This window comes from Chryseobacterium phosphatilyticum (genome assembly GCF_002899825.2).
Classification (GTDB): domain Bacteria; phylum Bacteroidota; class Bacteroidia; order Flavobacteriales; family Weeksellaceae; genus Chryseobacterium; species Chryseobacterium phosphatilyticum.
Genome location: NZ_PPED02000001.1, coordinates 1,061,838 through 1,074,834 on the forward strand (window position 1 = coordinate 1,061,838; position 12,997 = coordinate 1,074,834).

General features: G+C 35.6%; 15 protein-coding genes. 7 read left to right on the top strand and 8 right to left on the bottom strand.

All coding sequences use genetic code 11. The features are described from left to right. Window positions 1–233: 233 nt before the first annotated feature. The gene (locus C1631_RS04820; RefSeq protein WP_109710821.1) at window positions 234–839 is read right to left on the bottom strand and encodes a YciE/YciF ferroxidase family protein; all 606 of its coding nucleotides are present in this window, start codon (window positions 837–839) and stop codon (window positions 234–236) included. Between the two features lie 74 nt (window positions 840–913). Next, window positions 914–1,627, bottom strand: coding sequence for a KGG domain-containing protein (locus tag C1631_RS04825; RefSeq protein ID WP_109710823.1), 714 nt, complete (start codon window positions 1,625–1,627; stop codon window positions 914–916). 709 nt (window positions 1,628–2,336) lie between these two features. On the opposite strand from C1631_RS04825, the gene C1631_RS04830 reads away from it, so the two are divergent. From C1631_RS04830 to C1631_RS04845, 4 genes are all read left to right on the top strand, one after another. Beyond that, window positions 2,337–2,786, top strand: a complete 450-nt coding sequence (locus C1631_RS04830; protein WP_103250192.1) for a PA2169 family four-helix-bundle protein — start codon at window positions 2,337–2,339, stop codon at window positions 2,784–2,786. 155 nt (window positions 2,787–2,941) lie between these two features. Beyond that, a complete protein-coding gene (locus tag C1631_RS04835) occupies window positions 2,942–3,280 on the top strand; it encodes a DUF421 domain-containing protein (protein WP_103250193.1) in 339 nt (112 codons plus the stop codon). Between the two features lie 15 nt (window positions 3,281–3,295). Continuing rightward, entirely contained in the window at window positions 3,296–3,478 is a 183-nt protein-coding gene (locus tag C1631_RS04840; RefSeq protein ID WP_109710825.1) for a hypothetical protein, read from the top strand. A gap of 76 nt (window positions 3,479–3,554) precedes the next feature. Continuing rightward, window positions 3,555–4,016, top strand: a complete 462-nt coding sequence (locus C1631_RS04845) for a PA2169 family four-helix-bundle protein (RefSeq protein WP_109710826.1) — start codon at window positions 3,555–3,557, stop codon at window positions 4,014–4,016. Window positions 4,017–4,190: 174 nt separating this feature from the next. Here C1631_RS04845 and C1631_RS04850 read toward each other — a convergent pair whose 3' ends face one another. The 6 genes from C1631_RS04850 to C1631_RS04875 all read right to left on the bottom strand — a co-directional run bounded on the left by C1631_RS04850 (window position 4,191) and on the right by C1631_RS04875 (window position 9,647). Then, on the bottom strand, window positions 4,191–4,802 hold the full coding sequence (locus tag C1631_RS04850) for a DUF4142 domain-containing protein (RefSeq protein ID WP_103249922.1): 612 nt from the start codon (window positions 4,800–4,802) through the stop codon (window positions 4,191–4,193). A gap of 203 nt (window positions 4,803–5,005) precedes the next feature. After that, entirely contained in the window at window positions 5,006–5,353 is a 348-nt protein-coding gene (locus C1631_RS04855) for a VOC family protein (RefSeq protein WP_109710828.1), read from the bottom strand. A gap of 80 nt (window positions 5,354–5,433) precedes the next feature. Next, window positions 5,434–7,023 (bottom strand): MFS transporter, encoded by a 1,590-nt coding sequence (locus tag C1631_RS04860; RefSeq protein ID WP_109711471.1) that lies wholly within the window; start codon window positions 7,021–7,023, stop codon window positions 5,434–5,436. Between the two features lie 5 nt (window positions 7,024–7,028). Then, window positions 7,029–8,072, bottom strand: a complete 1,044-nt coding sequence (locus tag C1631_RS04865; protein WP_109710830.1) for an HlyD family secretion protein — start codon at window positions 8,070–8,072, stop codon at window positions 7,029–7,031. 14 nt (window positions 8,073–8,086) lie between these two features. Then, window positions 8,087–9,421 carry a TolC family protein gene (locus C1631_RS04870; RefSeq protein WP_109710832.1) on the bottom strand — a complete coding sequence of 445 codons (1,335 nt, stop codon included), beginning with the start codon at window positions 9,419–9,421 and terminating at the stop codon, window positions 8,087–8,089. Next, window positions 9,408–9,647, bottom strand: a complete 240-nt coding sequence (locus tag C1631_RS04875) for a hypothetical protein (protein ID WP_109710835.1) — start codon at window positions 9,645–9,647, stop codon at window positions 9,408–9,410. The genes C1631_RS04870 and C1631_RS04875 overlap by 14 nt, the downstream gene beginning before the upstream one ends. A 94-nt stretch (window positions 9,648–9,741) precedes the next feature. On the opposite strand from C1631_RS04875, the gene C1631_RS04880 reads away from it, so the two are divergent. The 3 genes from C1631_RS04880 to C1631_RS04890 all read left to right on the top strand — a co-directional run bounded on the left by C1631_RS04880 (window position 9,742) and on the right by C1631_RS04890 (window position 12,682). After that, window positions 9,742–10,524 carry a helix-turn-helix transcriptional regulator gene (locus tag C1631_RS04880; RefSeq protein WP_109710837.1) on the top strand — a complete coding sequence of 261 codons (783 nt, stop codon included), beginning with the start codon at window positions 9,742–9,744 and terminating at the stop codon, window positions 10,522–10,524. Between the two features lie 197 nt (window positions 10,525–10,721). After that, a complete protein-coding gene (locus C1631_RS04885; RefSeq protein WP_103248489.1) occupies window positions 10,722–11,207 on the top strand; it encodes a hypothetical protein in 486 nt (161 codons plus the stop codon). Between the two features lie 632 nt (window positions 11,208–11,839). Next, entirely contained in the window at window positions 11,840–12,682 is an 843-nt protein-coding gene (locus C1631_RS04890) for a M12 family metallopeptidase (protein ID WP_103248488.1), read from the top strand. The last annotated feature ends 315 nt before the right edge of the window (window positions 12,683–12,997 follow it).

Sequence of the window (12,997 nt, forward strand, 5' to 3'; positions counted from 1 at the left end):
TGCAATTACCGTAATCTTATATTGTTATATCAATTATACTAATCCGCGTTCACTATTATACAGCCTTTCCGCTATCGTTATTTCGCTTTTTTAGTTTTCTTTTCTTCCGGTGTAATAATCTCCCATAGGATATCTTGGGAATCTGGTACACCCAGTTTATGCAATCATATAATCCAGGATCACATAAAAGTAAACCACAAACTATATGAGTATGGGGTTTGCAACTAGGGATATTAATCTTCTTGTTCTGCATCGAAATTAATATAGTTCTCAGCAATTTCTGTAAGGTTGTAATCTGTATCTTCTTCCTCCTGTAAGGTTTGTTCCAGAAGGTTGGCGGCTGTATCGTGCCCCATGGTGAGTGCAAGCTGTACAAGCCCTCCATAGGTAGCTATTTCGTAATGTTCTACTTTTTGTGCAGCTATTATCAGAGCTGCGTCACGGGTCATAGATCCATCATCAGTAGATTTTATAATCTCTTCACATTCTTTGATCATCCCTTTAATAGCTTCACATTCTTTTTTCTCCGGTGTTTCATCCAGAAGTCTAAATACTTTTTCCACTCGGCTTAGATGCCTCTTGGTCTGAAGCTGATGATCTTCAAAAGCTTCTTTTAATTCTTCGGTGGTGGCCGCCTCCTGCATTTTATCCAAAGCTTCTATAATAACATCTTCAGCAAAGTAGATATCTTTAAGTGCAGATACAAAAAATTGATAAAGTTTGGAACTTTCTTTCCCATCTTTATCCGTGCTCTTCTTTGAAGTTGAGGGTTTCTCAGTTGTATCTGAACTTTCAGATGCTCCTGTAATACTTTTGGTGTCTGATATTTTCGTTGCCATAATATAAAATGAATATTGTGATTTGAGAAAAATCACCTCTTTACTCATCATAAAGAGGTAATCTTAGAAGTGAATTATGAATTGTTACGTCTGCCTCCGAATCCAGATCTACCTGATCCTGATCCTGATGATCTGCCTCCTCCATGGGATGCCTGACCTCCCATTCTAGCAATTCTGGTACGATCTGCTTTGCTCATAGAAGCAAAACCTCTTCTTGAAGTTCCATTCCCTGAACTTGAACCTGAGCCACGACCTGAGTTAGTGCTATTACCTGAACCTGATCTGGAACTCCTATTGCCATACCCTGATCTTCCTGAATTTGAGCTAGAATTTGATCTGGACCCTGAACCTGTGCTACGACCCGACGAAGATGATCTGCCTCTGCCACCAGAACGCGAACCTGATGCAGAACCAGAACCTGAGCCGGAACCTCCTCTTGAACCTCCTCTTCCGCTTCCGGATGTAAATCTTCCCTGACTATCTCTCTGTTGATTTCCATTTCCTCCGTTTCCACGACCTCTTCTACCCCTGTTCTCATTGTCGTCGTCATAGTCATCATCATCATAGTCATCGTCGTCGTAATCGTTATCATAATCGTCATCATCATAGTCGTCATCGTATTCGTTATCAAAATAATCTTCATATTCTGAGAAATCATCATCATAATCCTGGTCCTGAGACGCATCATTATAACCATGATCATATCCTAACTGATAAACATCCTCAAGATTCTCTGATGAATGTGAACTTCCTCTTGAACTACGGTTTCTTGAATTTCTAGTGTTCATAACTTAATTTTTTGTATTAATATTTAGTGATGATTATTGCAGGCCGTGACTAGTATTAGACAGCAATAACAGTTGAGTGTTTTGATATTATTATCTTGTGCCGGATCTGATGGCACTCCTCTAAAAAGATCTGTTGAGAGGTGTTATGTTATATATACCCAAAGCTATCATTCTCAAATTCATCTTTATATGACTTGAGTCATAGCAAACGATATTTGATTATTCTTTTTTATTTCTGTGCAAAGTCTGGCAAATAGTATTAACAATAAGTAATTTCATAATAATAGATTTTGTGGTGTGTATGCTATCAAAGGTAGAAACTAAGAATATGGAACTTTATGACTACTATCATAATAATGCTTTATTTTTATATTTTTCAATATAAGATCTACGTTTCATTCTCAGTATTCACATTATGAGCATAATCATAAAGTCTGAAATGAAGCATTCCTATATTTGGTATACTAAAATTTTCATCATTACTTTTTGCTCAAGATTAATAAACCTTCCTTAAGCTGGAAGGTTTATTAGTTTTTACTCCTCAAAACTCTTTTGTTTATGAGCCAGATCATAAGCATTGATGCGCATTTTTTTTAGCTTTGTCATTATAAGCAAAGAATAATTTGCAAAGTGATACCGGCGTTTCTCTACAGCATTAAAGCTTCCTCCGCCCCAAGAACTTTATGATACACCTTTTAAATTATATAATATGAACAACGAGAAAACAGTTTCAGTACTGAATGATTTACTGAATATTACGAATGACAGAATTGAAGGATTTTCGAAAGTGGAAGAGAAAGTATGGAATACCCGTACTTCATTAAAGAGCGATTATGACCAGATGGTCTCTCAGTCGCAGGCTATGAAAACAGATCTTATCAGACTCATCAACGAGCGGGGAGGTAACCCAGATAACACGACAAGTACAGCCGGAGCATTACACAGAGCATGGATAGATGTAAAGAACTCTTTTTCCGGTGATAATGCAGAATCAACTTTAGAAAATGTTGTTTTTGGTGAAAAAGCAGCCATAAAAGTTTATGAAGATGCTCTTGATAGTGGAAACCTTTGCTCAGAAAGTACTCAAGTGGTTTCTGAACAATTACATCAACTTAAATCTTCATACAGAAAATTTGAAAATTTAGAGGAAAGAAATTAAAGATTAGTATGTAAGAAAAACGTGAGTCATTTATATGATTCGCGTTTTTTTATTATTTCAGATTGTTTACCCATACTATGATCTCGCCATAATAAACAGATAGGAAAGGATCATTGCACACCAATATTTTCATTACAATTTTTAAAAGTTCCGTTATGCATATTCTTGAAACAATGTGGGGTTCAGGAACTTCACTAAACTCTTTTCAAATGGGGATCCGTGGAATAATCGTTTTTATTATTGCATTATTACTCATTCGTATTTCAGGCCGCAGATCATTTGGAATACGTTCCCCTTTAGATAATATTATTGTTATTCTTGTTGGTGCCATTTTAAGCCGTGCTGTGGTAGGTGCGTCTCCATTTATTCCGGTAGTCTCCACCTGTCTTACTATTGTAGTACTTCACCGTTTGATGAGTTGGATTAAAATCAAACGTATCTTTTATAATACTATGATTGATGGCAAAAAAATAATGGTTTTTAAAGATGGTTAATTTTTACAATCCAATATGGACAAGGGACTTGTTTGTAAAGAAGATATTTTGCAGGGAATCAGGAAATCTGCATTAACAGATAATCTGGATGTAATTAAATATGTATATGTTGAACATACCGGAGAAATCACAATTGTGAAAAGGGATAACCATATGATTGCTAACGCAATAAATAAAATTGGAAATATAAAACCATAGTTAACTTTTATTTTGACAATACATTATTCTAATGAATAAAAATAGTAAACATATATAATCAATAAAAAAAAAGTTTATGAATAATCAACAAATTGTATCATTACTTAATGATCTGCTTCAGATCACCAATGACAGAATTGAAGGTTTTTCAAAAGTTGAGGGAAAAGTCTGGGAAATGTATCCTGATATCAAGGACGAATATGATCGTATGATTTCTCAATCCAAAATTATGAAAAATGAGTTGATCAATCTCATTACTGAGAAAAATGGAAACCCGGACGACTCTACTTCGATAGCCGGAGCTTTTCACAGAATATGGATTGATGTAAAAAATTCTTTTACCATCGGCACTGTGGAAGATTCTACTCTTGAAAATGTAATTTTCGGTGAAAAGGCGGCGGTAGAAGCTTATCAAAAAGCTCTTCAAAGCGGAAATCTTGACCAAAAGAGTGCTAAAACTGTATCTGATCAATTACATCATTTAAAAGAATCCTATCAGGAATTTAAAAAAATTGAAGAATATAAAAAGAATGAATAATTAGCCAATAAATGATGAAAACCTTACATCAATATTCAAAAATAACAGGTCTTTGTAAAAACAAAAGCCCCTCTATAAAGAGGAGCAATTAATTGATACAAAATAATACATTGTTTTTCAAAGATACAGAATAGCTTCATTTTACATTATAATGCTACTCATATTTGGACTCGATTATTTTACAGCATTTTTAGCTTTTTCTGATTCTTTTAAATGATGTTCAAGCGTTGGAAGTGTTTTGCTGGCAAAAGATTTCAAAGCGGTTTCTTTTCCTTCTGAAACTTCTTTTTTAAATTCACTTATATCCATTTTGTGATCACTGACCATAAGATCTGCGTACTTTTTATCAAAGTCAACTCCTTTTTTTGCTTTCAGCTCATCATAGATCTTCTGTTTTTCAGTATCTAAAACCGCTGGTAAAGTATACCCTGTTGTGGCAGCCCATTTCATAAGCACATCATTTGCCTGAGTATGATCTTTAACCATCATTGCGCCTAATGCTTTCACAGTAGAGCTGGCAGCGTTGGTTTCTGCAAGTTTTCCCAGCATAACTTCCATCATCCCACCTTTTGCAGCAGCATCTGCAAATTTTTTATCCTGATCACTCAGGGCATTCGTTTGAGCCATCGGAGTTGAAGTTTTGGTAGAGTCACTTACCGTCATTCCCGATTCAGCAGCAGGAGCCACTGCTGTGCTTTCTGAATTTTGATCAGGGGGCGGTGTTTCATTTTTTTTGCACGCGACCAATGTGGCCACTGCAAAAAGTGTTGCAACAAAATTTTTCATAATAATAAATTTAAAGTGATGATTCACTTTACAAGCAACAATTAATTTGCCAAACACAATCAGTAAACATACCATAAAGCATCTGAAGGCCTTCCAGTAAGCTTGTCGGATTATTTAATATTTTTAATCAAATAATTAATTAAACAGAAAAAATTAAGTTTAAAATATATGCTCTGATGATTTAGGTAGTCAATTTTTCACTGTTATGCTTGTACAACACAGAAGGAATTTCCTTCAGTATCCACGAGTACTACATAATCTGCTTCATGTTCATAGTTCCAGCCTTCCATTTTCGTCGCACCCATACTAAGTAAGCGTTGTATTTCTTCCTCTTGATTATCCGTAATCAAATCAATATGATGCCTTTTGGGTTCTTCAGAAGCGGTTAATTTTAGTGACAGCTGTATTCCTTCTCCCGAAACAGGAACCAGAATAGCAAAATCCGGATCGGGATCACGTTTTAACCTGTAATTTAGTGCTTCCGACCAAAAGGTAATCGCTCTTTCCAGATTTCGGACACCCCAGACTATTGAAAGTATTTTTAAATCCATGTGATATTGGTGTTTGATTTATTATCAAGAAGTTTGTCTGTATCATCAAATTTAAAAAAATATACTTACTTGCGTATCAACTAATACGGTATCTGACCTTTTCTCAATTTCAATACCACATTTTGAATATGCGGAAACACTAAAAGCAATCCGATCACACAAATTACTCCAATAAGCATGAAGTCATAATAATCTCTTGTGGCACGCGCCAGAATCTGTTCTTTTACCAGCTCATTTATATATTCCGAAGAAGCATACTTTGCTGTATAAATGTCGTTACCTGCATTCATGTAAGTTTGATAAGCATCCTGTACGGTAGCTGAAAATTGTGGATTGATTTCATTTATTGTTTCACGCACTTTTTCTCTTACTGCAGATCTGGTATACAATTGAAGTTCATTGTTGAATGCCAGGCTTGATGTAAACCCTGTAAATCTTGCAAAAATCCCTACAAGTGACGCATTAACGGCAATCTGCGGCGGTACTGCAGAAATGGTAAAAGAAACAATCGGAACAAACAAAACTCCTGTTGCCAAACCATAGATCAATAAGGGAATAATAAAATCAATTGTTTCACCCTGCACAGAAACAAACAATACCATATACCCATAATACAAAGCCATTATCCCAAAACCCGCAATGATTATCCTGATCAGATTATACCCCATCAACACAAACCGGGAAACTACAAACATCCCAATCACTGTTCCGGTAATAACAGCAATCCATATGGGAATTGTACTAAGAGGATCATTTCCCAGAACAACCTCCAGATATCCGTAAGCCAGGCCTGTACTTCCTTTAAAGATATAAAATGTAAAAAGCAGCAGCAGGCCAATGACAAAATTCTTTGCTTTAAAAATATGCAGGTTGATCAACGGACGCTTTAATTTTAATTCTCTGTTTATAAAAAGCAGAAAGACACATGTGTTACCAGTACTTAAAACAATAATCAAAGGATTTCCGAACCAACCCAGTTGCCGCCCATAAACGAGGATATATCCCAACGTCAGAATAAAAATAATATAGAGCAGATATCCTATCCAATCTACCTGATAGAGAGGAATTTTTTTATGAAATCTGGCTTTTCCGTTCATGGTAATCAATATGATACACGCCAGAATGATCAGTAAAATATCTAAACCATAAAACAACCAGTTAAAATCAAAAAAATGAAGAACAGTACTATAATAAATGGAATAGATAGGAACGGAAGTCTGTATACCGCCATACAATATGGTATACCCTATAATCCTTGCCCGTGTCGATTCTAACCGGGGAAAGATAAGATTCAATACGATTCCCGACATCAATGCACAGGTGATTCCCTGAATAAACTGAGACACCATAAAAAAGGACCAGTTTCTGGTATGGAAACACAGCAGTGAACATCCTGCATTAACAGCCAAAGCGGTCAAAAGGTATTTACGGGGAGCGAAGTATTTGACCATCCGAAAATCTAACGCAAGAAAAGCTACTGTGGATCCATAAATAACCACCATTGCATATTGGATATCTGTAACTTCCACTCCGTAAAAGCCCATAATTGCGACCGGACTTGTAAATAAAGCAAAACTATATAAACTCGTCATCAACAGGAAGAATATCACTGATCTTGCCAGCCATTCTGATACCCACGGTTTAAAAACAGGAATTGTATGTGCTTGCATCATTTTTATTTTATAACATAAACATTGGCGTTCATTCCCGCTGAAAGCCGTACTAATTTTCCCGGAGCATCAGTCAGTTTTATACGAACAGGTATTCGTTGGGTAATTTTCACAAAGTTCCCTGTAGCATTATCGGGTGGAAGGAGCGAATAGCGGGATCCGGTTGTTGGGGAAAGGGATTCTATACTTCCTGAAATTTTTTTTCCCGGAAAAGCATCAACCTCAACAGAAACTTTTTGACCTACCTTAAAGGTTCCAATCTGTGTTTCTTTAAAATTGGCTATTACCCATTTTTCTTCTGAATTGTTCACCATAAAAGCCACAGTCTGGCCGGGCTGTACCAACTGCCCTTCCTGAATGGTCTTTTTCCCGATCTGACCGTCAAAAGGTGCCGTGATAACTGTATATTTAATATCGAGTTCCTGTCTGTTCAGTAAAGCTTCCTTACTTTTTATTTCAGCATATACTGCTGAACGTTGTGCCCTGAGATCATTTAATCTGGACTCTGCAACCCTTAATGAGGCTTTTGTTTGCTCATATTCAGATTGATTGATAGCAAGAACAGTACTTATATTATCAAACTTTTGTTGGGTAGTCGACTCATCAGCCAGCAGATTTTTGTAGCGTGTAAATTCTCTTTGTTGCTGTTCCAGTTTGGCTACAGCTCCGGATAATTGTGCTTTACTCACTTCAATATTTTTAATCTGTGTTTCTTCGTTGGCCGCCAGAATGGGCAATTTGGCACGTGAACCCATCAGTTCCGCCACTGCAGCCTCTTTTTTAAGCCTGTATTCATTAAGGTCGATGATCATCAGCGTGTCTCCTTTTTTTACCTGTTGATTGTCCTTGTAATAAATTTTACTGATATACCCTCCTACTTTAACATTGACAGGTGACAAATAGGCCTCTACCTGTGCATCATTGGTTTGTTCGTAATGAAACCCTTTCCAGAAGTAAATTCCTCCCCAAATCACTAACGCAACCAATAAAGCCCCTCCTAACCATTGAGTAAGGTTCACAATTGCTTTATCTGTTCTATTTTTATTCATTTTTGATATTTTTATTAAAGAATTCCTACGATTGCCAGTAATCTTATATGGCTTAGTTTTGCATTAACCTGAGCTGTGGTAAGGTTAAATTTTGCCTCAAGAAGTACATTTTCAGCATCCAGCAGATCCGTTAAAAGGGACTCCTGACTCAGATAACTATTTCTGATTACGCGAACCGTTTCTGTTGTTTTTATAATATTTTTCTCTGCCATTTCTACACTCTCCAAAGCTTGTTGCTGTTGCAGATATGCTTCTTTCACCTGCATACTGATTTCATCTTTTTTAATACCGACGTTTTCTTTCTGTTGTTCGAATAAATTGCGGGCATGAGCTACCGTATGTTTGCTTTTATAAAGATTGTCTATAGAAAACTGTACTTTGATTCCTGTCTGCCCAAATCCCCATAAATCGTTGGAATAAGGATAAAAAGTAACCTGAGGATAGGTATAATTATAAACAGAATACAAGGAAATTTTTGGTAATACATTCGCTTGCGCCTGTTTGACATTCATCTCACTTAATGTGATGTACCGACTGACTATTTTGTATTGAGGAGATTGACCTAAAGCAATCTCCAGATATCTCTTATAGTCTGCCTCTCTGATGCTATTGGGTTCAAAAATGTTCTGGTAAGAAATTTCAAAATATTCTTCTCCGTCACGGCCCATAAGAACATTGAGCTTTTGTCTGGTTACTTCGATTTTCTTTTTGATATCTGACAAACTTAATTCGAGCTGAGATAATTTGACAGATGTTCTTAACACATCACTTTTCATCACAATGCCATTTTTATTAAGGTTTTCTATCAGCGTAAGTTGTTTTTTCTCCGAAGCAATTTCAGTAGAAACGAATTCACTAAACTGCAGGAATTTGTAGAGGTCACAGTAGGCAACTGAGGCATTATATTTTACATTATTCTTTTGTAATTCGAACTCATATTGCTGTATAGTTTCCTCTTCCTCTTTGATTTTAATATTCCTTCTTTCTTTTCCACCGTTGTAAATAATAAGGTTCAAATTATATCCTGTCCCATATCCATACCTGGAAACCGGCACATCCTGTGGAGATGAAAATAGTCCGTTGTCATAAATAAGGAATTTTGAATTGAGCTTAAAATCACCTCCCACAGACAATTCGGGTAAAAGCTTGTCTTTGGCTTCAAGAATGCTTAACCGGCTTTCCCTACGATGCAAGTCTGATACTTTCAATTGTCTGTTATGGGATTCCGAAATTTGCCATATTTTTTCCAGAGATAATATTTGCACACTATCCGAAATTTGTGCTTTTATCTGCCACGGAATGAAGAAAACTGTTGTACTTAATACGATGAGTAATTTATGATGTCGCATGAGGTTCTTTGCTAAGTGCTTGTTTTTTTTTAGTTTTCACTTCTCGTTTCCAATTTTTGATTATTTTGATCAGCTCTTCAACTACAAATGATAAATCAACCATAGGAATAAAAGGATATGAACAGGCAGAATGGAATAAAAAGTCCATTTTTTGCCAATCGTCATCCATTGAATTTTTAATACCCAATTTATTTTTTACCGGATCCTGATATATTTCATTTTTCATAACCAATGTTTTCGTAAAACTTTGATACAAAATTATTTCAATAGCATTCGGAGCATTTTATATAATTAGCCTAAATTTTGTTTATTTTAGCCAAATGGAATTTTTAGAAGAGCTTAACAGAATTGTAGATCAGTATGATGATTCAATTTTGGTGATGCGGCAGCAGATCGAACAGCGACTACAAGCCCATCAGCATAAGAAAGGACAGTTACTGTTGGTATTTGGGGGTATAGCTTATCTGCAGACTCACGAAAGAGATTATTATATTCCATCTAATCATTACCTGTGGATTCCTCAGAACTATCCACATAATCTGATGTACAATACGCAGGACCTGCAAATCATTAACATTTACTTTCCTGAAAGTAATGGAGATGAATTTTACAATCAGCTGGGAATCTACCCTGTCAGCAAGCTCCTTTCAGAGATGCTTGCTTTTAGTGAGAAGTGGCAGGGTAATTATTTTTGCGGAGATTGGGAATTCGAGTTTCTAAAGACACTACACGGCCTCCTCTCTAAAGAAAAACTAAAAAAATTCTCTATTCAACTTCCTACCACGGATGATGAACGCCTGAATAGCATTACAACCGACCTGCGAAGAAGAATCAGCGAACCCATTACATTACAGGATACAGCAAATCAATTTGGTCTAAGTGTGAGAAGCCTGACCAGGTTATTTCAGGCTAAACTCCATATATCGTTTATCCAGTACCTCAAAATGCTTCGTATCATCAGGGCTATGGAGCTTATCAAAGACACCCATCTTACAGTTACAGAGCTGGCTTACGAAGTGGGATACTCAAATATATCTGCCTTCAGCAATACTTTTTTCCAACTTACCAATATGCGACCTACAGAATTCAAAAATATGCTGTAGAGGTGGCTGTAACATTATTCCAATTCCACAAGGCGTTGTAAGAAGTCATAATCATGCTCCGCTATGGATTGAATTGAATACAAGAAATAAAAAGTGAAACCTGCTGTAAATCATATTATATTCCTTTTTATAACCCAAGAATGTCTTTTTGATACAACCATTTTTAGCTATTTTTACGTCAAAATATATAATCATACATGAGAAAAATAATATTGACAGGAATAGCTGTTGCCGGAGGCTTTCTAAGTACCAATGCACAATGCAAAACAGTATCTGCTCTTACAGAAAATTTTGATACGTGGAAAGATATTAATAAGTGTTGGACGGCTCAATCCGGAAAAGCAATGCTGTACCCCAGCGACAAAAGAGTTATATTTTATTCAATGAACAGCCCGGGAGAAAATATGTATCTGATTACCCCACAAATTCAGGCAGGAACCTATACCCTTTCATTAGACCTTTCTGACAATGGAGGAGAAACAACAATAGAACTGTTTTCTATCAACAATACCTCTGATGCAAAATCCTATGTTTCAATAGCCAAACCCTCAAAAATAACAGGTGAGAAAAAAGTGCTCAACATTTCTTTAAAAAAAGACTCACATTTGGGAATCAAAGTTTTATTAAACGGAATTCATCAGGCAGTTTATCTGGATAATTTGTCTTTGAAACCAAAAAAATAATTATTAAGATCTGGAAATATTGATTAGAGATCATACAAAAAACAAAGCATTATAAATTAAAATAAAATGTATAATTACATAAAAAGGGGCTATACAGTCCCTTTTTTAATTGAGAAGAAATAAAAAAAATCAATAATTATTGAATTAAATTCATTCAGCGTAAACCCTTATTACAAGGGCAATAAGAACAAGTGTAGTATGTATGTAGTGATGACTTAATTCTAATTTACAAAAAAAATACAGGGTGTAAACAGATTTTTATTTATAGATTTGAACGTCAGTCATGATTTACGTTTTAGTTATCATTATGGCAAAAATTATATCATAAAACCAAAATAAAATTACATCCGATATGAAAAGAGCAACTATTTCTTTATTGTTGTTAAAAACTTAGCAACCTTACATTTGACTTTATAGATATAGAAACGGTACACTTCAATCCCTACTTTTTATATCATCCCCTTCTTATAGAAATTTCTATATAGCTAGATAGCATCTGGTATTTTATGACTGTCTTCAAAAACAGATTTAAAAAGAATTGCTACCGGTTATATGAAAATTTTCTGCAGATAAAATATTTCACAACATATAGATTAGTTTAAAAACATTACTCACACAAAAACAGCACTATTATGGAATTACACAAGAAGATCTTACTTGGATCATTTATTTCAATTGCTATGGTATCATGTAATACCACCAATGACAATGTAGAAGAAAAAAATCCACAGGCACAGCAAGAAACTTCATTATTGCAAGCCATACCACAATCAGATATCCCTGCAGGTTTTGAAACAACACAAATGTGTAAAGATGTTTATCTTCCAGGAGAGGGATATGATCCCGGAACGGCTTCAAAAGGAGCTGTTGTTACCAGTAAAAAATGGGCGAATGGTACTGTTCTGACAGTACTTCTTTCCGGAGGTACGACAAAGGTTCGCAATAAAGTAATGCAGTATGCACAGGAATGGTCAAAGTATGCGAATATTACTTTTAAATTTGTAACCAGCGGAACAGCACAAATCCGTGTTACGTTTACATCTGGTGCTGGTTCTTACTCATATATAGGAAAAGATGCCCTTAGTATCGCTTCTAATAAGGAAACTATGAACTTTGGCTGGTTTAATGACAATACAAGTGATACTGAATTCAGCAGAACAACGATCCATGAATTCGGACATGCATTGGGTATGATTCACGAACATCAACATCCATTGGCTGCTATCCCATGGGATAAACCAAAAGTGTATGCCTACTACGCAGGATATCCAAATTATTGGACTCAGGCTCAGGTAGACAATAATCTTTTTGCCAAGTATTCAACTTCACAAACGCAATATAGTGCTTACGATAAGCTATCCATCATGCATTATAGCATCAGTTCCGATCTTACCACCAACGGATTCAGTGTTGGAAATAATACAGTTTTATCTGCTACCGATAAGCAATTTATCGGGACAGTATATCCAAAATAAGACCTTAAATTTATAATCTATTTTGTCTACCTTGATTTTTCAGGGTAGACTTTTGAGCATTAGTATAAGTATAATGCAATTGAAAATCAATCCGCAGTTTTTTTCAAAATCATCGGTAAAATGTATTGTACAAAAACTAAAGACCTCGTTAATAAAAATATAGCAACACTTTATAATAAAAAGACATAGCCAATACTATGTCTTTCATTATGTGTCATAAGGTGCAATCGTTTAGGAGCAGGGGGAATTGGCAGTAAATACCTTCCCAAATTTCTAGAACCCTTTCTCCCGCTAAACGAAAAGAGTTAACTTTAG